This is a genomic window from Flavobacterium cucumis (assembly GCF_900148835.1).
GTDB classification, from domain to species: Bacteria; Bacteroidota; Bacteroidia; order Flavobacteriales; family Flavobacteriaceae; genus Flavobacterium; species Flavobacterium cucumis.
Window position 1 is genome coordinate 448889 of sequence record NZ_FRYK01000001.1, and the last position, 22915, is coordinate 471803.

At 33.1% G+C, this 22915-nt stretch carries 18 protein-coding genes and 1 tRNA gene; 9 read left to right on the forward strand and 10 right to left on the reverse strand.

The genetic code is table 11. From position 1 onward, the window contains the following. Positions 1-9 precede the first annotated feature (9 nt). On the reverse strand, positions 10-1287 hold the full coding sequence (locus BUE95_RS02095) for a c-type cytochrome (RefSeq protein WP_073580942.1): 1278 nt from the start codon (positions 1285-1287) through the stop codon (positions 10-12). Positions 1288-1503: 216 nt separating this feature from the next. Between BUE95_RS02095 and BUE95_RS02100 the strand changes: the two genes are divergently transcribed. After that, on the forward strand, positions 1504-1893 hold the full coding sequence (locus BUE95_RS02100) for an SPOR domain-containing protein (protein WP_073580943.1): 390 nt from the start codon (positions 1504-1506) through the stop codon (positions 1891-1893). A gap of 55 nt (positions 1894-1948) precedes the next feature. Here BUE95_RS02100 and infB read toward each other — a convergent pair whose 3' ends face one another. From infB to rimP, 3 genes are read right to left on the reverse strand one after another with little or no spacing between them, the layout of a single operon-like run. Beyond that, a complete protein-coding gene (gene infB / locus BUE95_RS02105; RefSeq protein ID WP_073580944.1) occupies positions 1949-4741 on the reverse strand; it encodes a translation initiation factor IF-2 in 2793 nt (930 codons plus the stop codon). 52 nt (positions 4742-4793) lie between these two features. Then, positions 4794-6035: a transcription termination factor NusA gene (gene nusA / locus BUE95_RS02110; protein WP_073580945.1), complete on the reverse strand. Its 1242-nt coding sequence runs from the start codon at positions 6033-6035 to the stop codon at positions 4794-4796. Between the two features lie 13 nt (positions 6036-6048). Continuing rightward, positions 6049-6516 carry a ribosome assembly cofactor RimP gene (rimP, locus tag BUE95_RS02115; RefSeq protein ID WP_073582374.1) on the reverse strand — a complete coding sequence of 156 codons (468 nt, stop codon included), beginning with the start codon at positions 6514-6516 and terminating at the stop codon, positions 6049-6051. A 167-nt stretch (positions 6517-6683) separates the two neighbouring features. Between rimP and BUE95_RS02120 the strand changes: the two genes are divergently transcribed. Then, positions 6684-7508: a universal stress protein gene (locus BUE95_RS02120; protein WP_073580946.1), complete on the forward strand. Its 825-nt coding sequence runs from the start codon at positions 6684-6686 to the stop codon at positions 7506-7508. 117 nt (positions 7509-7625) lie between these two features. On the opposite strand, the gene BUE95_RS02125 is transcribed toward BUE95_RS02120, so the two are convergent. After that, positions 7626-7696, reverse strand: a tRNA-Gln gene (locus tag BUE95_RS02125). 156 nt (positions 7697-7852) lie between these two features. Between BUE95_RS02125 and BUE95_RS02130 the strand changes: the two genes are divergently transcribed. Beyond that, positions 7853-11053, forward strand: coding sequence for a glycosyltransferase family 117 protein (locus BUE95_RS02130; RefSeq protein WP_073582376.1), 3201 nt, complete (start codon positions 7853-7855; stop codon positions 11051-11053). Positions 11054-11120: 67 nt separating this feature from the next. Further along, a complete protein-coding gene (locus tag BUE95_RS02135; protein WP_073580970.1) occupies positions 11121-11759 on the forward strand; it encodes a polysaccharide deacetylase family protein in 639 nt (212 codons plus the stop codon). Here BUE95_RS02135 and BUE95_RS02140 read toward each other — a convergent pair. From BUE95_RS02140 to BUE95_RS02150, 3 genes are all read right to left on the reverse strand, one after another. Then, positions 11756-12052 carry a thioredoxin family protein gene (locus tag BUE95_RS02140; protein WP_073580974.1) on the reverse strand — a complete coding sequence of 99 codons (297 nt, stop codon included), beginning with the start codon at positions 12050-12052 and terminating at the stop codon, positions 11756-11758. The genes BUE95_RS02135 and BUE95_RS02140 overlap by 4 nt on opposite strands. 74 nt (positions 12053-12126) lie before the next feature. Continuing rightward, positions 12127-13356, reverse strand: coding sequence for a metallophosphoesterase (locus BUE95_RS02145; RefSeq protein ID WP_073580978.1), 1230 nt, complete (start codon positions 13354-13356; stop codon positions 12127-12129). A 130-nt stretch (positions 13357-13486) separates the two neighbouring features. Further along, the gene (locus BUE95_RS02150; RefSeq protein WP_073580981.1) at positions 13487-15019 is read right to left on the reverse strand and encodes a DUF4394 domain-containing protein; all 1533 of its coding nucleotides are present in this window, start codon (positions 15017-15019) and stop codon (positions 13487-13489) included. A 135-nt stretch (positions 15020-15154) separates the two neighbouring features. Between BUE95_RS02150 and polA the strand changes: the two genes are divergently transcribed. The 3 genes from polA (at position 15155) to BUE95_RS02165 (ending at position 20161) form a co-directional block, all read left to right on the forward strand. After that, positions 15155-18010 carry a DNA polymerase I gene (polA, locus tag BUE95_RS02155; RefSeq protein ID WP_073580985.1) on the forward strand — a complete coding sequence of 952 codons (2856 nt, stop codon included), beginning with the start codon at positions 15155-15157 and terminating at the stop codon, positions 18008-18010. A gap of 70 nt (positions 18011-18080) precedes the next feature. Continuing rightward, positions 18081-19448 (forward strand): serine hydrolase domain-containing protein, encoded by a 1368-nt coding sequence (locus BUE95_RS02160; protein WP_073582378.1) that lies wholly within the window; start codon positions 18081-18083, stop codon positions 19446-19448. A gap of 2 nt (positions 19449-19450) precedes the next feature. Next, positions 19451-20161: a nicotinamide mononucleotide transporter family protein gene (locus BUE95_RS02165; protein ID WP_073580989.1), complete on the forward strand. Its 711-nt coding sequence runs from the start codon at positions 19451-19453 to the stop codon at positions 20159-20161. A 5-nt stretch (positions 20162-20166) separates the two neighbouring features. On the opposite strand, the gene BUE95_RS02170 is transcribed toward BUE95_RS02165, so the two are convergent. Together BUE95_RS02170 and BUE95_RS02175 are read right to left on the reverse strand one after the other, a co-directional pair. After that, positions 20167-20748 (reverse strand): hypothetical protein, encoded by a 582-nt coding sequence (locus tag BUE95_RS02170; protein WP_073580991.1) that lies wholly within the window; start codon positions 20746-20748, stop codon positions 20167-20169. 16 nt (positions 20749-20764) lie between these two features. After that, a complete protein-coding gene (locus BUE95_RS02175) occupies positions 20765-21787 on the reverse strand; it encodes a LacI family DNA-binding transcriptional regulator (protein ID WP_073580993.1) in 1023 nt (340 codons plus the stop codon). 197 nt (positions 21788-21984) lie between these two features. Between BUE95_RS02175 and rplM the strand changes: the two genes are divergently transcribed. Next, positions 21985-22440, forward strand: coding sequence for a 50S ribosomal protein L13 (gene rplM / locus BUE95_RS02180; protein WP_026724384.1), 456 nt, complete (start codon positions 21985-21987; stop codon positions 22438-22440). Next, entirely contained in the window at positions 22440-22826 is a 387-nt protein-coding gene (gene rpsI, locus BUE95_RS02185) for a 30S ribosomal protein S9 (protein WP_008256015.1), read from the forward strand. Before rplM ends, rpsI begins: the two co-directional genes overlap by 1 nt. Positions 22827-22915 lie beyond the last annotated feature (89 nt).

Here is a 22915-nt window from a genome sequence, read left to right on the forward strand (position 1 = left end):
ATTATTTTATTAATAGTGACATTTACCACATTCTAAACCTCCCATTTGAGCAGCAGTTAACTTAGATACTCCGTATTTCTTAGAAAGTTCTTCGTGGATTTTTTTGTAGTAAGCGTTATCTTCTACTTTCACATTAGTTTCTCTGTGACAGTTGATACACCAACCCATTGTTAATGGAGCATGTTGACTCATAATTTCCATTTCTTCTACTGGACCGTGACAAGTTTGACACTCAACTCCAGCTACAGTAACGTGTTGAGAGTGATTGAAATAAACATGGTCAGGTAAATTATGAATTCTAACCCATTTAACAGGCTTCGTTTTTCCAGTGTATTTTTGTAATGATTTATCCCATCCAACAGCATCGTATAACTTTTGAATTTCATCATTGTAATTAACACCAAATTCATTACCTTCTGCTAAAGTAGTTTCAGCAACTTCACTTATATTCTTATGACAGTTCATACAAACATTCAATGAAGGTATATTTGAGTGCTTACTAACTCGAGACGCAGAGTGACAGTATTTACAATCAATTCCGTTTTCACCAGCATGTATTCTGTGTGAATAATGAATTGGCTGAACTGGCTCGTATCCTTGATCCACACCAATTTGCATCATCCAACCATATGCAAAATAAGCAGAAACCAATAATAAAACTACAACAGAAACTAAAACTAAAAACTGATTTTTAGCATAAGCTCTGAAAAGATTCATTACTGAGCGATCTTTTTGCTCTACTTCCAATCCTTTTGCACTAGCAATTTTTGTTAACATATTGTTCACCAAGAACAACATCACCACTAACATTAACATCACTAATGAAAGTACTCCTAATATTACATTATTAGAAACCCCAGAATCAGCAGCAGCATTACCAGCTACAACAGGAGCCCCAGGAACAGCAGCAGGTGCCGCAGGAGCAGGCTCAGATGTATACGCTAAAATATTGTCAATATCTTCATTTGACAATTGCGGAAATGCAGTCATTGGAACTTTATTGTTCTCTTCAAAAACCTTAACAGCTTGCGCATCTCCTGACTTGATTAATTCTCCACTGTTCTTAATCCACTTGTACAACCATTCTTTATCATACTTTGAAGCAACATCTCGAAGCGCAGGCCCCGTAGCTTTACCATCTAACTTATGACAAGCAGCACAATTAGTATTAAACAATTCTTTACCCTTCGCCACATCTTGAGAAAATGCAGATAAAGAAGTTACTAGCACGAATGCTAAACTGAAGAAAATCTTTGAAAACGATTTATGGTTACCCACCTTTTTCATATTTAAAATGATTATCGACTAAATTTGGTATGTTTTTTGACCATACCTTATCTAAAAAAACATGTTATTTTTTCAAAACTCCGACAAAAATACAATATTAGTCCTATTATTAAAACCTTAACTTTACCTAACGTTGTAATTTATATTTATTCTAAATAATTACATAATGCCTCAATGTCGCTATAAATTGTATTTTTGTTTTAAAATAAATAAACGATGAAAAAAACTCATAAAGCTAAATTATTGTTAAACATAATACTAACGTTTTTTTTTAGTATTTATGGAAATGCTCAAGAGAGTAAAACCAATCTTATTCAAGATTCAAAAATTGAAATTTTATTGAAAGAAAAAAGGAAATTAAACAATTACACGCAATCTTTTGAAGGATATAAAATCCAAATTTTTTACGGAAGCAGTGATGAATCTAAGAAAAAACTGAATGAATTTAAAAAAGAATTTAAAAATTTTGAAGCCACAATAGTATATACAAATCCTAATTTTAAAGTTTGGATAGGAAATTTCGAAACACGTTTAGAAGCCGAAAAAGCTTTACTCGAAATAAAAAAGAAATACAGTACAGCATTATTAATAAAACCTATTAAATAAAACGGTGAAGCCATTCAAATTGAATGGCTTCACCGTTTTTAAAACAAACAAGTAATTACTTTAATTTTTTCTTAACTTCTACTTCATGGAAACCTTCAATTAAATCATACTCACGAATGTCGTTGTAATTCTTAATTTGCATACCGCAATCATAGCCTTTAGAAACCTCTTTAACATCATCTTTAAAACGTTTCAGAGTAGCAAGTTCTCCTGTGTAAATCACAACTCCTTCTCTAATTAATCGAATCTTAGAATTTCTAAAAATCTTACCATCCGTAACCATACATCCAGCAATTGTACCCACTTTTGAAACTTTAAATAATTCTCTAATCTCAGCAGTACCAGTAATTTCTTCTTTCATCTCTGGTGAAAGCATCCCTTCCATAGCATCTTTCAAATCATCTATAGCATCATATATAATCGAATAGTTACGGATATCAATCTCTTCTTTTTCAGCCAATTGTTTAGCATTTCCTTGAGGACGTACATTGAAACCAATAATAATTGCATCAGATGCCGAAGCAAGCAAAACATCAGATTCTGTAATCGCTCCAACTCCTTTATGAATAATATTAATCTGAATTTCTTCTGTTGATAATTTAGAGAACGAATCAGACAATGCCTCAACAGATCCATCTACATCTCCTTTTAAGATAATATTTAATTCCTTAAACTGCCCTAACGCAATACGACGACCAATTTCAGCAAGTGTAATATGCTTTTGAGTACGAACCGATTGTTCACGTTGCAATTGTGTACGCTTAGCCGCAATTTGTTTCGCTTCTCTTTCGTCTTCATAAACATTAAACTTATCACCCGCAGTTGGAGCTCCATCCAAACCTAAAACAGATACCGGAGTTGATGGACCAGCCTCTTTAATTTGGTGTCCTCTTTCATCAAACATAGCTCTAATCTTACCATGATTTTTCCCAGCTAAAACATAATCTCCTACTTTTAATGTACCTGCTTGAACTAAAATTGTAGAAACATAACCTCTACCTTTATCTAACTGAGCTTCCACTACAGTTCCCAGTGCAGATTTATTAGGATTGGCTTTCAATTCTAAAACTTCAGCCTCTAACAATACTTTCTCTAATAATTCTGATACTCCTGTTCCTTGTTTAGCTGAAATGTCATGAGACTGATATTTTCCACCCCAATCTTCAACTAGTAAGTTCATCCCTGCCAATTGCTCTTTAATTTTTTCTGGATTAGCCGCTGGCTTATCTACTTTATTAATAGCAAAAATCATAGGAACACCAGCCGCTTGAGCATGACTAATTGCCTCTTTTGTTTGTGGCATAATATCATCATCCGCAGCAATTACAATGATTGCAATGTCCGTTACTTGTGCACCACGAGCACGCATTGCAGTAAAGGCTTCGTGACCAGGTGTATCTAAAAATGTAATCTTTTCTCCATTTTCTAAAATTACACCATAAGCACCAATATGCTGTGTAATTCCACCTGACTCACCCGCAATAACGTTTGCTTTACGGATATAATCTAACAATGAAGTTTTACCATGATCAACATGCCCCATAACAGTAACTATTGGAGCTCTATGAACTAAATCTTCAGGTTTATCCTCCACAGTAACAGCAGCTTCTTCAATATCTGTTGTGATAAATTCAACCTCATATCCAAACTCATCTGCTACAATTGACAGTGTTTCTGCATCCAAACGCTGATTCATGGTAACCATGATCCCAAGTGACATACACGTTCCGATTACTTTAGTAATTGGCACATCCATTAAAGAAGCAATTTCACCAACTGTTACAAATTCTGTAACTTTTAATGTTTTACTTCCTTCTTCTTGAGCCTGTAATTCATCATCAACACGTTGACGATGAGAATCTCTTTTGTCTCTACGATATTTTGCCGATTTTGACTTATTTCCTTTTCCTTGAAGTCTTTCAAGAGTTTCTTTAATTTGGTTTTTAACATCTTCTTCAGAAGGCTCAACCTTTTGAATAATTGGTTTTTTACCTTTGTTAAAGCCTGCTCCACCACCTTTAACAAACTCTTTCTTTGGACCTCCAACATTATTATTAGCTCCTGAAGCTCCAGGTGCACCTGGTTTAACAATACGCTTACGCTTATTTTTGTTATTAGCCGAATTAGCTCCAGCAGCATTTTGAGCTTGAGGAGTTCCCGGTTTTTTAAAGTCTTTCTTAGGATCTTCTTTTTTCTTTTTAGGTTTATCAAACTGAGATAAATCAATTTTTTGACCTGTAAAAGTAGCTCCTGAAAGTTTTTGGTATTGTGTTTCAATTTTAATTTCTCCTTCTTCAGAAGTATCAGTTGTAAGTTCTGCTGATTTTGTAAGCTCAACTTTCTTTACTTCTTGCTTATCAACAACACCATTATCAACCGACTCGTCTTTTGAAAGAACATCAGCTATATTTTTTTCAGCAACAGCTTCAATTGGAGTCTCTTTTTGTTCAGAAGAAGAAGTATCAGATGTAACAACTTGCTTTTTAGGATCTAAATCTATTTTCCCCACAGCTTTAGGAGCAGATAAAATAGCTTTAGCTTTAATAATTTCTTGTCTTTGTCGCTCTTCTTCTTGCAATCGTTTTGCTTCTTGTTCCTTTTCAAGCTCCCTTTTAAGCGCCTCTTTCTCTTTTCGCTTTTCTTCACTCACTTCTAGAGAGGCAACCTTATTCCCTTTGTCAGCAGAAAATTGACCGCATAAGACTTTATATTCCTCTTGTGATATTTTTGCATTTGGACTAGACTCAATTTCATGACCCTTTTCTTTAAGAAAATCCACAGCTCTATCAAGAGAAATATTTAACTCCCTTAAAATCTTGTTTATTCTTATTACTCTTTCTTCAGACATATAATCTTTTTAAAATTCTTCTTTGTTGTGTGTTGTTAAAAATAGAAAGTTATTATCCTTCCAATTCTGTTTTAAGGATGTTCATAACATCCATGATTGTCTCTTCTTCTAGATCTGTTCTTCTAACTAGATCAGCAACATCTTGTTTTAAAACACTTCTAGCTGTATCTAAACCTATCTTTTCAAACTCTTCAATAATCCATCCTTCGATCTCATCAGAAAACTCTCTTAATTCAACATCATCTTCTTCCTCAGCTGCGCCTTCACGAATAACATCAATCTCATAACCTGTCAATAAACTAGCTAACTTAATATTGTTTCCTCCTCTACCAATAGCCTTTGAAACCTCTTCAATTTTTAAAGATACCTCTGCTGTTTTAGCTTCCTCGTTAATCTTAACCGAAGAAACTTTTGCTGGACTCAAAGCTCTTGTAATATATAATTGCGCATTTGCAGTATAATTAATCACATCTATATTCTCATTACCCAATTCACGCACTATTCCGTGGATACGAGAACCTTTCATCCCTACACATGCTCCAACAGGATCTATTCTGTCATCATAAGAATCTACTGCAACCTTAGCTTTTTCACCAGGTATACGAACAACCTTCTTAATTGTAATTAAACCATCAAATACCTCTGGAATTTCTTGCTCAAATAATTTCTCCAAAAATTCCGGTGCCGTTCTTGACATTATAATCTGAGGTTTATTTCCCTTCAGTTCAACATTCTCAATTACACCTTTAACGTTATCCCCCTTCTTAAAATAATCATTAGGGATTTGCTTCTCTTTTGGCAATACAATCTCATTTCCTTCATCATCCATCAAAATTACAGCTTTTGGACGAACATGATGCACTTCAGCTGTGTAAATATCACCTATTAAATCTTTGAACTGCTTGTATAAATTTGTATTATCGTGTTCATGAATTTTGGAAATTAAATTCTGACGTAGAGCTAAAATTGCTCTTCTTCCTAATTGAAATAATTTCACTTCCTCAGAAACATCTTCACCAACCTCAAAATCTGGCTCAATTTTTCTTGCCTCAGACAAAGAAATTTCAGAGTTTGGATCCTCAACCTCTCCATCTTCAACTACGACACGATTTCTCCAAATCTCCATATCTCCTTTATCAGGATTGATGATAATATCAAAGTTATCATCCGAACCGTATTTCTTCTTCAATGCATTTCTAAACACATCTTCTAAAATTGCCATCAGGGTAACTCTATCAATGAGTTTATCGTCTTTAAATTCTGAAAACGATTCGATTAATGCAATATTCTCCATGTCAACTCTATATTTAAAATGATATTATAACAACTGCTTCTTTTATATTAATGTAGGAAATTTCTATTTTTTTGTCAACAGTTTCTTTTCCTTTACCTATCTTTTTTGGCTCACGAGCTTGCCATTCAAGAATGATTTTTTCGTCATCAGCTGCAACTAATTTTGCCTCAAACTCCTCTGAATTAGCTGTTTTGACTTTTAAAACCCTGCCAATATTTTTTTTAAACTGCCTAACCAACTTTAGCGGACTCGAAATACCCGCAGATGCAACCTCCAAAGAAAAATCTTGCTCATCACGATCCAACTTACTCTCAAGCGCTTTGCTAACATCGATACAATCCTGAAGATTCACGCCAAAATCCCCATCTAAAACAACACTAATCTTATTAGTATCATTGATAGAGAAATCTATTAAAAAAAGATGCGCATAATCTAGTAAAACCGCATCCAACACCTCCTGAACTTTGCTTTTAAATGTCATATTTTTATAAAAAGAGGCACGCTCAGCGTGCCTCACAATTATTTTGCTCTTGTAATAACTTTGCAAATATACAAAAAAATAATAAAAAACACATGGTCTATTTAGATAATTTTAATACCTTTATAAAATGATATAAATATACCATTTTAACAACCTAAAACAAACTTATGAAACGAATTTTAGTTCCAACAGACTTTTCCAAGCATGCAGAGTACGCTCTAAAAGTAGCCGCTCAAATTGCAAAAAAAAATGATGGTGAAATCTTTTTAATCCATATGCTGGAATTGCCAACCTCTGGAAATGACGCTTTATCAACATCTCACGAAATACCAGAATTAATGTTATTCAAAGATGCAGCGGTAAACAAATTAGACGCCATAATGAATGCCGATTACTTGTCTGGTATAAAAATTTCTAAAATCATTCAATTTGAACTTGCTTTTGACGGAATTTTAAAAAATGGCAAAACACAAAATGCAGACTTGGTTGTAATGGGATCACATGGCGCTAAAGGCTTCCAAGAAATGTTTATAGGATCTAACACCGAAAAAGTCGTTAGACATTCTGACATCCCAGTATTAGTAATAAAAAAGGAAGAGGAAAATTTCAATGTTAATAAATTTGTTTTTGCATCTGATTTTTCAGACGAAGCAAAAAAACCATTTGAACAAGCAAGTGCTTTTGCAGAAAAATTTGGAGCAAAACTACACCTAGTAAACATAAACACCCCTAACAACTTTAAATCAACAAAAGTTGCCCAACAAATAATAGATGATTTCATTTCTGAATTCAAAAATACAAACCTATCTACACACATTTATAATGACGTTAATGTAGAAAAAGGAATACTACACTTTGCTAAAAGCATTGACGCAGATTTAATAGGAATGTGTACTCATGGAAGAAAAGGTTTAGCTCACTTCTTCAATGGAAGTATTAGTGAAGATTTAGTCAACCATGCTAAAAGACCCGTAATTACTTTCAAAATATAAAACAAGTAATTTCCATAAAAAAAGACTGAGAATATTCTCAGTCTTTTTTTATGGAAATTATCAAACACAAACAGCCTAAAAATAAAAAAACTCCACTAAAAATATAGTGGAGTTTTGTTGGCCCACAAGGACTCGAACCTTGAATGACGGTACCAAAAACCGGAGTGTTACCATTACACCATGGGCCAATACCTAAACAACCTTTTCGATTGCGAGTGCAAATGTATGACATATTTTTTATTCTGCAAATTTTTCTAAAAAAAATATTAAAAAAAATAATTACCCAACATTATAAACAAAAAAATAGTTTCTTTGTAGATGAATATAGAAAACCTAATTACAATATGAATTCATTCAACTTTAAAAAGTGGAACACTATTCTAGGATGGTCTACTTTTATTGTAGCACTAACAACTTATTCATTAACTGTAGAGCCAACATTAAGTTTTTGGGATTGCGGAGAATACATAGCAACTTCTGCAAACTTAGAAGTTGGACATCCGCCTGGAGCTCCTTTATTTCAAATGTTAGGCGCTTTTTTTGCAATGTTTGCTACCAGCACAGACAAAATAGCGCTAATGGTAAACTATCTTTCTGTCTTTTCAAGTGCTTTTACTGTACTTTTTATGTTTTGGTCCTTAACATTGTTAATGAAAAGGATTTTCAAATCAAAAGAAACAAACGCAAAAGGACAAGATATAATTATTCTTGGTAGTGCTTTTATCGCAGCCTTAACTTTTACTTTTTCAGATAGTTTTTGGTACAATGCAGTTGAAGCAGAAGTGTATGCAATGGCAACTTTTCTAATCGCATTATTATTCTGGCTGGGATTACGCTGGGAACAGGAACTAGAAACACCAAGAGGAAATAAATGGCTATTAATCATTTCTCTTGTTATCGGACTTTCATTTGGAGTCCATTTCATGGCTCTTTTGACGTTTCCCGCTATAGGATTTCTATACTTTTTCAAAAAATATAAAAAAGTAACCATTAAAAATTTCATTATAGCTAACATTGTAATTGTAGCTATCTTACTTTTCATTTTTAAACTGTTATTACCATACACGCTCGCTTTCTTTGGAAAAACAGAAATTTTCATGGTAAACAGCCTTGGAATGCCTTTTAATTCAGGAACCATTTTTGCCTTTATTTTAATTGTTACCATGTTTTATTTTGGTTTAAACTACACCAAAAAGAAAGGTCATGTTTTTTATAATACGCTAATTTTATCTACGCTTTTTATTCTAATTGGTTTTTCAACTTGGTTAATGTTACCTATTCGAGCAAATGCCAATACACCAATTAATGAAAACAGACCCTCAGATGCAGCAGAAGTTTTAGCTTATTACAATAGAGAACAATATGGAGAACAAAAATTATTTTATGGCCCTCAATTCTCTGATGCCTACTCAGGATTAGATCCTGAAACTCCTTTTTTGGATGAAAAACCAAATTATGAAAGAGATTACAAAACAAAAAAATATGTAATTACAAACAACTTTAAAAACGCAAAACAAAACACTGACGATGCTCACAAGGCACTTCTTCCAAGAATGTGGAGCAACGATCATGCTGTAAATTATATGACTTTTGGTGAACCTCTAGAATTCAGAATAAATCCTGAATATTCACATGAAGACGAGTTGGTTCAAATTGTAACCGATTTCAGAAAAGCTTATGCTACAGGTGAAGTAGATCTAAAAGGTTATGATAAATTCCTTAAAACCTATGGCGAATATCTAATCGTTGACAAACCAAGTTTTATTTCAAACATGAAATTCTTATTTCAATATCAATTTGGGTATATGTATATGCGTTATTTAGCATGGAATTTTGTAGGCAGACAAAACGATGAACAAGGAAAATATGATGATTTAAAAGGAAACTGGCTTACTGGTATTGACGTTATTGACGAAATTTTCATAGGTTCACAAAAAAACCTCCCCTCAGACATTGCAAACAATAAAGCTAGGAACATTTATTTTGGTATTCCATTTTTACTGGCTCTGATTGGTATTGTTTTTCATGCACAACGCGATATAAAAAGTTTTTATGTCCTATTAGTTTTATTTCTTTTTACAGGTTTAGCATTAAAAATATATTTAAATGAGAGACCTTTTGAACCAAGAGAAAGGGATTATGCATTAGTTGGTTCGTTTTATGTATTTGCCATGTGGATAGCATTTGGAATTTACGCAATTTTTGATTGGATCAAACAGTACCTAGCTCCTAAAATCGCGATACCAATTGTTTTAACAATTTGTTTGTTGGCTTCACCTATTCTAATGGCTAAAGAAAACTGGGACGATCATGATCGATCTGATAAATACACCGCTTTGGCAATGGCAAAGGCTTACTTAGATTCTTGTGAACCTAACGCCATCCTATTCACTATTGGTGACAATGACACTTTCCCTCTTTGGTATGCTCAAGAAATTGAAAGATATAGAACAGATGTTAGAATTGTAAATACCAGCTTATTCATGACTGATTGGTACATCGATCAAATGAAAATGAAAACACACAATTCAGAGCCTATTCCAAGCTCGTTTAACAGAGAACAATACAAAGGAAGTAGAAGAGACTATAGCTTGTATGTAGAACGTACCGAAGAACCTTTACTACTTGATGAAATGCTTAAATTCATTGCATTAGACGACGATAGAGCAAAAATAAAATTAGAAAGCGGAAATCAAGTAAATTATTTCCCTTCTAAAAAAGTTATTCTCCCTATTGACAAAAATACAATCATTAAAAACAAAGTGGTGAGCCCTAAATATTATGATTCTATTGTTCCGCAAATTGAATTCACCATCAAAGACAAAGCTATTTACAAAAATCGTTTAATGATGTTAGACATTGTAAATCAAAACAACTGGAAAAGACCAATATATTTCACAGGAGGAAGTTTTGGTGAAGATGACTACATTTGGATGAAAGACTACCTTCAATTAGATGGTATGTGCTTTAAATTAGTCCCAGTAAAAACATCAGTAAAAGATCCAAATCCGATGGAAATGGGATACATCGATTCAGAGAAAATGTATGAAATCGTAATGAAATGGGATTGGGGAAATAGCGAAAGCCCATTCATTTATCATGACCCTGAAACGCGTAAAAATAGTATATCATATAGAACGAATTTAGCTCGTTTAGCTCAAACTTTAATTAATGAAGGTAAATTAGATAAAGCCGAAAAGGTAATTGATTTAGCCATGACAAAGATGCCGCTCGAATTCTTTGAATATTATTCACTATTAGAACCATTTGCTGCTGGATATTATGAAGTTAATCAAAAAGAAAAAGCTAGAAACTTACTTTCTAAGCTAATTAAAAAACAACAAGAAATGCTAACTTATTTTAATTCCTGGAAACCAAGTGATCAAAATTTTAGTGCAATGGACATTATGTTGGATATTGAGCAATACAGAAGCTACTTACAAGTTGCCAAAAACGCAAGTGATTCTGAATTTTATGATGCAGAAAAAGTAAAATTCAACAATTATAACAAAATGTTTGCTCGTTTTGGCAGAAGAATGGAATAACAAATAATAAAATGTCCCAATAGGAAGAGATTTCTGTTGGGACATTTTTTAAAACTAATTTTACTTAATGAACTTCGGTTGGGTAAAAACAAATAAATGGATTAAAAAGATTTTCAATGACCTGACTTGGGATATTCCAAATTCAGATAATAAAATCTATTTAACTTTTGATGATGGCCCAATTCCTAAAGTAACCGAATGGGTTTTAGATCTTTTAAAATCCGAAGAAATTAAAGCAACATTTTTTTGCATTGGCGATAACATCAAAAAACATCCTGAAATTTATAAAAGAATACTGTCTGAAGGACATCAAACAGGAAATCACACTTTCAACCATTTAAACGGCTGGAAAACCGAGACAAATAATTATATCGATAATTTCAAGTTGTGCGAAACTGAAAACTTAAAACTGAATACTGAACACTCGTTTTTATTTCGTCCTCCTTACGGAAAAATTAAACCCAGTCAATCAAAAGCAATTCGACAATTAGGCTACAAAATAATTATGTGGGATGTTTTGAGTTATGATTTTGATTCCTCTACTTCAAAAGAGAAATGCCTAGAAAATGTAATTTCATACACAGTACAAGGGAGTATAATAGTATTTCACGACAGCATTAAATCAGAACAAAATTTAAAGTTTGCTTTGCCTAAGGCAATAAAAGTTTTAAAAGATAAGGGGTTTACTTTTGATGTAATTCCTTAGACTTGTTCTTGCACTAATGAAATTAAAGTGTTAGCATCAAGTTCGCCACTTTGTCTCCATACCATTTGACCTTCTTTATAAATCATTAAAGTAGGCAAGCCTTTAATACGAAGTGCTTCGGCTAACTCTTGATTTTTATCCACGTCAATTTTAATTACACGTGCTTTATCTCCCAAAGCAGCTGCTACATGACGGATTACTTCGTTCATAGCTACTGAAGGTTCATTCCACTCGGTAAAGAAATCGATTAGTACAGGTACCTGAGCATCGATAAGTTCTCCAAATTTTGACATAAATTGCAATTTATTAGTATCAAAAAATAAATTTTTACACAAAAATAATATACAAATGTAGCATTTTTACTGAATCACGCTACTTTTTCTCCTTTTTTTAGTTCAATAACCGTTATTTCAGGCATAATCCCTACCCTACCTGGATAGGCATGAAAGCCAAAACCACGATTTACATAAATATATCTTCCTGCATTTTCATACAATCCTGCCCATTGTTTGTAAACATATTGTACTGGACTCCATTTTATCCAGCCTGGTATTTCTATTCCAAATTGCAACCCGTGAGTATGTCCTGAAAGCGTTAAGTGATAATGATTAGCATCGTGCTGAATTTTTTCATCCCAATGACTTGGGTCGTGACTCATCACTATTTTGAAATCTTCTTTATTTAAACCTTTTGAGGCTAAATTTAAATCGCCACGCTCTCCGAATTTCCTTCCCCAATTTTCAACACCTACGATTGCCAATTCCTGATTGTCTTTTTTGATTTTCACATGCTCATTCAACAACAATTTAAAATCAATTTTGTTGTGAATAGCTTTAATGTTTTCAAAATTTTGCATTTTAGTTTGTTGCGAGGGCCAATTAACATACTCACCATAATCATGATTTCCAAGTACTGAGTACTTCCCGAATTTTGGATTATGAATTCCTTTAAAAGTATCAATCCAAGGATCCATTTCAGTTGCATGTGTATTTACAATATCACCTGTAAACAAAACCATATCTGAATTTTGTTCATTAATCAAATCGATCGCATATTGGATTTTCTCAGCATCATCAAAACTCCCACTGTGAACATCCGAAATGTGTGTTATAGTAGTTCCATCAAAAGCATCTGGTAAATCAGGAAAAAATAAAGTTTGTCTGATCACTTTGTAATTGTATTTTCCAATAGTAATTCCGTATAAAAAAGAAGCAAACGGGATAGCTGCTATACCTAAAGCTATTTGACTCACAAACTTTCTTCTTTCGGGTAAAAAACCATCGGAACCGCTTTTTGTTATTACACCAAACAATCCTGCAAAAAAGCGAACTATATCTTCTCCAAATAAAATGATAGTCAATAATAGTTTAGGCACATAAAGCAACAACAACAGTCCAAAAGTCATCATTGTTTGCGGTGTTTGTCCAACACTCCTATCAAAATGATACAACTGATAAATAATGTAAAATAAAGCAATTGCAGATGTTACATAGTAAAAAACAAAAAACCACTTCGATTTAATCAAAGTCTTAAACGCCTGAAAAGCATAGATTTCAAGAATTATAACAAACACTAAAAAAACAATCCAACGAATCATTAGCTCTTTTTTTTTTGCAAAGTAACTACAACTTTGTCAATTCAATACCTATTTATTAAAATTTTAACGATTAAAAAAGGCTGTAAAACTAATCCGATTTACAGCCTTTGAAATTAATAACTAAAACTCTTTAAAATCCTAATCCAACAGCCATTGCCGAAATACTTGGAGAAAAATTCACAACACGTGTTGCAGTACCAGTTGTTAAATTAATTCGGTAAACAGCTTGTGTTCCGTTTACAGTTAAAATTGAGAATGCTTCATTACTATTTCCACCAATATCAAATCCATTCATTGAGGAAGCAGTTACACCTAAACTTCCAACCAAAACTAAGGTTCCGTTGTTTGGTGGATTCTGCAAATACAAATTATTATTATTCGTATCAATAACAAAAAGCTGAGTTGATGTTGTTTGAGCAAAATTGTTTGTATACGCTGCAGCTGTAACGGAAGGAGTTCCCGGATTTAAGTTTCCATCAACTGCTACAACTGTTCCTAAATCTGGGTGCAAACGTAAGTTTTGCCCTGTATTGCTAACTAACCGAATTCTATCAACCGTTGGGTTAAAATCAAACCCAAAATCTGTACCTGAAAGCACTGGAGTTAATCCTGAACCTACCGCTGAAACTTGACCATTAGCTGTATTAATGGTCAATAATCTACTTTGGTTTGTAACTGCATATAAAGCACCATTTGCTGGTCTAAAATCTAATCCTACAATTTGTTCGTTAGCATTCATTCCTGTTAAAGCTATTGAATTAGAAGAACCTAGAATTGGATGAATTCTGTATAAAACATTTGAAGTTGATGTCACGTAAGCAATTGGTTTCGACTTAAAAGCAACTTCTACAATTTGTTGAGAAAAAGTTCCAATCCAAGTAGCTTTTCCAGTCATTAAACTGATTGTATACAATCTTGATTCGTTATTTTTATAGTTAACAGCCATTGCATAATTAGAATCTGGTAAAATATCTAATCCTCCAACACCTTCAAAATCTACCTCTAAAACACCCACTTCTTGAAGTCCTCCATCATTTGGCGGATTTTGAACATATAATTTATCCGTTGCATAATCGATATCGTACAGTAACGTTGAAGTAGTTCCTGCAAAACTATTAGTATAACCAATGGCTTCAATTCTTGCATTACCCACACCATTAATACTTCCATCAGTAGCTACCACTGTTCCTAATTCTGGGTGCAATCTTAAATTTTGACCATTATTTGAAACCAAACGAATTCTATCTACCGTTGGATTGAAATCAATTGAACTAGAAGTTCCAGCTATTTGAGGTGTAAATGAAGCTGTTCCAAGAGGCGTAGCTAATCCAGAAATCTCGTTAATAATGTACAAGCGACTTGTTGAACCTAAACCATACAATTGACCTGTTGCTGGACGATAATCAATACTAATAATATTTTCTCCAGATTGTAATCCAGTAATTGATAAATTTCGAATTGGAGAACTTAAATTTCTTGCGTTAAAATAAATAACTCTGTTATCATTACTTAATGCTGTAAACTCAACAAGCGGTGCAACTTCTGGCATTGGAGTTGGATCAGTTTGAGGCATTGTAGCAGCATCGTCATCTGAACATGCTACAAAAATTATCAAAAGACTCATTAGTAAAACTGATTTCACAGGTAATAAAATTTGTTTCATAATTAATTTGTTTTTTCTTATTTACGAAAAACATGAAATCATGGTTTAAATCACATCCGATTTTTTTCCTAATAAAACAAAAAAGACCAAAAACACATATATTTTTATAACTTTGAAAAATTATAGAACACCATTATTATGTCACAAAAACGCCTTTTTTTACTAGATGCTTACGCCTTAATTTTTAGAGGTTATTACGCTTTTATCAAAAACCCAAGAATCAATTCAAAAGGAATGGACACTTCAGCCATTATGGGATTCATGAACTCTTTGATGGATGTAATTAAGCGCGAAAAACCTGACCATTTAGCAGTAGCTTTCGATAAAGGCGGAAGCGATTACCGTTTTGAAATGTACCAAGAATACAAAGCACATCGTGACGAAACTCCTGAAGCGATTAAAATTGCTGTTCCCTATATTCAAGAATTGTTGAAAGCAATGCACATTCCAATTATCGAAAAAGCAGGTTTTGAAGCAGATGATTTGATTGGAACTTTAGCCAAACAAGCCGAAAAAGAAGGGTTTCAAGTGTTCATGGTAACGCCAGATAAGGATTTTGCGCAATTGGTTTCGGAAAATATTTTCATGTACAAACCTGCCCGAATGGGGAATGACATCGAGATTTGGGGAATTCCCGAAGTCTTAGAAAAATTTGAAATCGAACGTCCAGAACAAGTTATTGACTTCTTAGGAATGATGGGTGATTCTGCCGATAATATTCCGGGATTACCTGGTGTGGGTGAAAAAACTGCTAAAAAATTCTTAGCGGAATATGGAACTTTAGAAAATTTATTAGCCAATACGCATCAACTAAAAGGTGCAATGAAAGACAAAATTGAAGCCAACAAAGAATTGGGAATTTTATCCAAAAAATTAGCCACTATCCTACTAGATTGTCCTGTGACATTTGATGCTAACGATTACGAATTATCAAAACCTGATGTGGAGAAAACTGATGCTTTGTTTCAGGAATTAGAATTCCGTCAAATGAAAGCGCAGTTTGATAAGCTTTTTGGAACCGGAAAAGAATACGATGAAATTGACAGTAATGGCAATACTTCGGAAATTCCGCAACCAACAAAAAAAGCGCCAGCCAAAAAATCAAACGAAGACCAATTTGATTTGTTCGGTTTTAGTGATGAATCGGATGAACCAACTGCGAATCATTCCTATTATGCAACTTTAGAAAATACAACACATTTCTACCAAATAGTTCAAGGCGATTTACCCGTAAAATTGTTAATGCAGAATTTATTAAATCAAACCTCAGTATGTTTTGATACCGAAACTACAGGAATTGACGCTTTGAATGCTGAGTTAGTAGGAATGTCGTTCTCTTTTGAAAAAGGAAAAGGATTTTATATTCCGTTTCCCGAAAATCAGGAAGAAGCCCAAACGTTAATTGAAAAATTCCGACCCTTCTTCGAAAATGAGAACATCGAAAAAATCGGTCAGAACATGAAATACGACTTGAAAATTCTTTCGAATTACAACATTCAAGTCAAAGGAAAATTATTCGACACCATGATTGCACATTATCTGATTAATCCAGATATGCGACATAATATGGATGTGTTGTCGGAAACCTATTTGAAATATGCGCCAAAATCGATTGAAACGTTAATTGGTAAAAAAGGGAAAAATCAATTATCAATGCGTGATGTACCTTTGGAAGACATCAAAGAATACGCAACGGAAGATGCTGATATTACGTTCCAACTAAAAGAACATTTCCAACCGATTTTAGAAAAAGTAGGCACTAAAAAACTATTCGACGAAATAGAAATTCCGCTAGTTCCTGTTTTAGCGGATATGGAAAAAGAAGGGATTCGTTTGGATGTGGAATTTCTAAAAAGCATGTCGGTTGACATGCAAAAAGAAATTGATGCGTTTGAACAACAAATCTATGAAACTGCGGGTGAAAAATTTAATTTGGCTTCTCCAAAACAATTGGGTGATATTTTATTCGACAAACTAAAAATTGGTGGCGCGAAACAAAAGAAAACCAAAACCGGTCAATACGCTACTGGTGAAGAAGTGTTGAGTTATTTGGCAAACGAACATCAAATTGTGCGCGATATTTTAGAATGGCGTCAAATGGTGAAATTACAAAGTACGTATATTGATGCATTACCAAATCAAGTCGATAAAAAAACTGGAAGGGTACATACCGATTATATGCAAACGGTGGCGGCTACCGGTCGTTTGAGTTCGAATAATCCGAATTTACAAAACATTCCTATTCGTACCGAAAGAGGAAGACAAATTAGAAAAGCCTTCATTGCGCGCGATGAAAATTACACCTTACTTTCTGCCGATTATTCTCAAATTGAATTACGAATTATTGCGGCTTTATGCGGTGAAGAAAATATGATTAAAGCGTTTCAAAATCACGAAGATATTCACAAAAGTACGGCTGCAAAAGTGTTCAACGTGCCTTTAGACGAAGTAACAAAAGAACAAAGAAGTCATGCTAAAACCGTAAACTTCGGAATTATTTATGGCGTTTCGGCATTTGGATTGAGCAACCAAACCAACTTATCTCGAAAAGAAAGTGCAGAATTAATTGAAGCCTACTATCAAACGTATCCAAAATTAAAATCGTTTATGACTTCGCAAGTGGATTTTGCTAGAGAAAATGGTTATGTTGAAACTATTTCGGGAAGAAGACGTTATTTGAAAGACATCAACTCAGCCAACGCGATTGTTCGTGGTGGCGCAGAACGAAATGCGGTAAATGCACCAATTCAAGGTTCGGCTGCGGATATCATCAAAATTGCAATGATTAATATTCATAAAAAGTTGACTTCTGAAAATTGGAAATCTAAAATGCTATTGCAAGTACATGACGAATTAGTATTTGACGTGCACAACTCCGAATTAGAAAAAATCCAACCGATGATCAAACACGAAATGGAAAACGCCTTCAAAATGGCAGTTCCATTAGATGTGGAAATTGGATTGGGTAAGAATTGGTTGGAAGCGCATTAATTTTAGTTTTTGAATTAAAATAATTATGCCTAAATTTCAAATTTTACGTTTCTATAAAAAATCGTTTAACATGAAAAAATTACTTCTTTTTGTATTGGCCTTTTCGAGTTTCACTTTTGCTCAAGATAAGTTCACCCGTATGGATAGTTTGTTGAACTATTTACATGAAAATAATAAATTCATGGGTTCATTAACCATTCGTGAAGGCGAAAATGTGGTTTTTAATAAAGCGTATGGTTTTGCTGATGTTGAGAAAAATAGCAAAGCCGATCGATTAACAAGATATAAAATAGGTTCGATTTCCAAAACTATTACGGCTGTAATGATAATGCAATTGATTGAAGAAAAAAAACTAACCTTACAAACTAAATTGAATCGTTTTTATCCAAAAATGCCAAACGCTGAAAAGATTTCGATTTACGATTTATTACATCACAGAACTGGAATTGTAGATTTTGTTAATCAGGATTCAACTTTTCATAAGGTTATTGACAAAAAACATTCGAAAGACGATATTTTAAAAGTAATGACGACTTATAAATCGAATTTTGAGCCTGGAAGTAAATACGAATACAGCAATTCAAATTATTTTATTTTAGGTTGTATTATCGAAAAGTTGACAAAAAAATCATACGCTGAAAACTTAGAAAATCGTATAGTAAAAAAGGCAGAATTAGGAACGTACGAAAACAAAACCGAAATGACAGCTAAAGGCGCCGTGACTAAAAAAGTTTTCGTCCCAACAACTTACTTTACAGAAGAAGCAACAAATACAGCAAACAAAGAAAGTTATTCCTATTATTTTGACGGAACCAATTGGGTAAAATCGTATGAAAATCACAATTCGATTGCATTTGCCTCTGGTGGAATTACTTCAACGACTGCTGATTTAACAAAGTTTATTTACGCTTTGTTCGATGGGAAATTAGTGAACCCAACTTCTTTAGACCAAATGAAAGAAATTAAAGAAGGTTACGGAAAAGCCTTAATTCAATTTCCTTTTGGAGAAAGACGTTTTTATGGTCATGGTGGAAGAATTGAGAATTTCAGTTCTATGTTAGGTTACTATCCAACAGACAAATTAAGTTTTTCTTTAATATCCAATGGTGACAATTATGTTCAAAACGATATTATAATTGGTATTCTAAGCATTTATTATAAAATTCCATTTCCTTTTCCACAATTCATGAAAATGGATGCAGAAGAAATTGCAAAATTAACCGGAACATACACATCAAAAGATATTCCATTAAAAATTACTGTTTCAGAAAAAAATGGCGAATTAAAAGCTCAAGCAACTGGACAAGGTGCATTTCCACTAACATTTAGAGAAGAAAAGACTTTCGTTTTTGCAGCTGCCGGAATTGAAATGGTTTTTGGAGAGAATTCCTTTGTATTAAATCAAGGCGGAATGAAATTCAACTTTACAAAAGAATAAAGATGCAAAATACCATCGCCACCATCAAAAGCATTACCAATAGCAAATATCTCGATATCATTGGAGTGGTTTTGGTGGTGAGAGTTTCGGCGTACTTAGAATATTACAAAACTACGTACGATTTTAGTTTCGATGGAAAGAAGTATTCCTTTTACTTAGGCTACTTTTCCATTTTAAACACTTGTTTGTCAATGATGGCGACTCGGTTGGTTACCAAGAAAAATAATATTGGGAATTTAATCAGCACTTGTAATACCTTATTAAGTGGAAGTATCGATTATCTTTTAGGAAATATTGGTGCGATTTTAACCTATCCTGTTTCGTTTTTTGGAAACTATTTTGCGTTCCGAATTTGGAAAAAGAAACAATATTTGAATGCAATTGATGCTATATTTTTCCGAAATATGGCAATAGGTTTACTGCTTTCGTTAGTATTAAATTACATTGCCTTCACAACATTTTCAGACAAAGCGATTGATTGGGAATTGTTTTTCGCCATTGCTATTCCAGCCGGAATTAGTTTTGGCGGCACCTTTAATATAGGAAGAATGTATCCCGACAATTGGATCAATTGGCAAGTATATAATCTATTCAAAATCATACAAAATGTCATGCTAATGAACATTGCCAACACCGCAAAATATGTGTTTTATATGTTCAATGCGATTTTGGGGTATATTACTTGGAAGGATGATAAAAAGATGCAGAATTAAATAAATTATTTAACAATATATTTCTTGAAAAAATCATTAACCATTTTTATTTCTGATTGATTTAATTCTAAATGCTGGAATACAAATTTCTTATCATCTACAGTCTTAACATTAATTTGATCTTCAGAAACTTCAATTTCTTTAATTAATATAGTTTCAATATTTTCTTTCTGATTACCATTCACAAATTTCAAAATTTCATTTTCATATTTAATAATTGCATTTGGAAGTGACACTATACCTTGAAAAATCAATACTAAGCCCGAAATAATATAAAATACTATTATTCCCTTATCACTTTCCAATAGAAAAAATCCCATAATAGAAAATAGAATTATTAAAGAGCCGAATATAAAAGGTAAAATATCGGTATAACTATTATTTTTATCTCTAACTCTAATTTCTGATTCTGGCTTATTTTTTAAATATTTTTTAGTTTGATAAATATCAAAGATTACGGAAGGAACCCAAACAAATGGTAAATAATTATAAAATCCTGGTATATACTTTTGAATATCTAAAAGTAACAAAACAATAACTGAACCAATTACAAGAATTGTGAAAAGGGCTTTTCTATCTAATGACATTTTAAGAATTTTAAAATTATAACTTCCTCGTAGATTCTCTCTGACGCAACTCTGTTTTTATTACAACAGTTTGCGGTTGGTAAAACTCATCTTTAGAATTGAGTTTGTGAATTAACAATTCGGCTGCTTTAGCTCCAATTTCTGGCGCGTGTTGGCTCACGGTTGATAGACTCGGCGTTAATCGTCTTGACCAAACGCCATCAGCAAAACCAATAATATTTATTTCTTGTGGAATTTTGATTCCTTTTTTTATTGCAAATTTCATAGCCATGGTTGAAGCATGTTCATCTAAAGCAAAAATTGCATCCATCTTTTTTGAGGCGAACAACTCATTTAATTTTAAATCAAAATCTGCTGTAGCGGTTTCTAAGATAATTAACGATTCGTCTACAGTCAAACTTGCATCTGAAAGTGCTTTTTGATATCCATCTACTCTTAATTTTCCAACACTTAAATTGTGTATGGTAGAAAGTAAGGCAATCTTCTTACTCCCTAATTTAATTAAATGCGAAGTAGCACCATAAGCCGAATCAAAATCATCTACCACAACTTTGTCACAATTAATACCCTCAGCTACTCTATCAAACATAACAATAGGGGTTCCGCTATTCATGATATCTTTAAAATGCTTATATTCTTTTAAAGATTGAGTTTCTTCTGCAACTGCCACAATAAAACCATCAATAGTTCCATTATTAAGCATGTCCATTACTTGTTTTTCTTTGTGTAAAGATTCATTTGAAATACCCGTAATTACATTATATCCTTTTTGTAAAGCCTCTTGCTCTATTCCACTAAACACTTTTGCAAAAAAAGGATTTAGAATATTAGGAATAATTACACCTATAGTATTGGTACGTTGATTTTTTAAATTCTTAGCAATACTATTGGGTTTATAATTTTGCAAAGCCGCATACTCTTGAATTTTAATCTTAGTAGCCTCGCTGATTTCAGGACTATCACTCAGAGCTTTAGACACGGTAGATATAGACACCCCAAATTCAAGGGCAATCTGCTTTAGAGTTGCTTTTGCTTTCATACATAAAAGTTAAGAGGTAAAAATAGTGTATTTCTGTAATTTAAAAAAACAACTCCAAATGATTTTTAGATAAAGATGTGACGAATAAGTATTTAGAAAAAATAATATTTTACATTAGGGGTTTGCAATTCTAATAAATAATTGTACTTTTGCACTCCCTTTATTGGGAATGGAATGTTTAATTTAAATTAATTATTGTGAACACATTAAGCTACAAAACAGTATCAGCAAACAAAGCAACTGCAGACAAGCAGTGGATTGTTGTAGACGCTGAAGGGCATAACTTAGGTCGTTTATCTACAAAAGTAGCGATGCTTTTAAGAGGTAAATACAAGCCAAGTTATACACCGCACGTTGACTGTGGAGATAACGTAATTGTTATCAATGCAGAAAAAATCAACCTTACTGGTAACAAGTTAGATGACAAAACGTACATCAGACACACAGGTTACCCAGGAGGACAAAGAAGTTTAACTGCTAGAGTAATGCAACAAAAAAACCCTGCATTATTAGTAGAAAAAGCTATCAAAGGAATGTTGCCTAAAAACAAATTAGGTGCTGAATTATTCCGTAATTTAAATGTATATGTAGGTTCTGAGCACAAACATGCGGCTCAATCACCTAAAACCGTTAACCTAAACGATCTTAAGTAATGGGAGTTATTCACAAAATCGGTAGAAGAAAATGCGCTGTTGCACGTGTTTATGTTTCAGAAGGAACAGGAAAAATCACTGTAAACAAAAGAGAATTCACTAACTACTTCCCAACTGCAACTTTACAGTATAAAGTTATGCAACCTATGTCTATGACAGAAAATGCATCAAACTTTGACGTTAAAGTAAACGTATATGGTGGTGGTTCAACAGGACAAGCAGAAGCTGTGAGAATGGCTATTGCTAGAGCAATGTGTGAAGTTGAGGCTGAAAACAGAGCTATCCTTAAACCAGAAGGATTATTAACAAGAGATCCTAGAATGGTTGAACGTAAAAAATTCGGTCAGAAAAAAGCACGTAAGAGATTCCAATTCTCGAAACGTTAATATTTGGTATTTATCAGATTATTTTTTCAGATTTATTTTTACAATTAAAATTGAATTTAAAACAAAGTTGTCGATATTCCTTGTAAAAA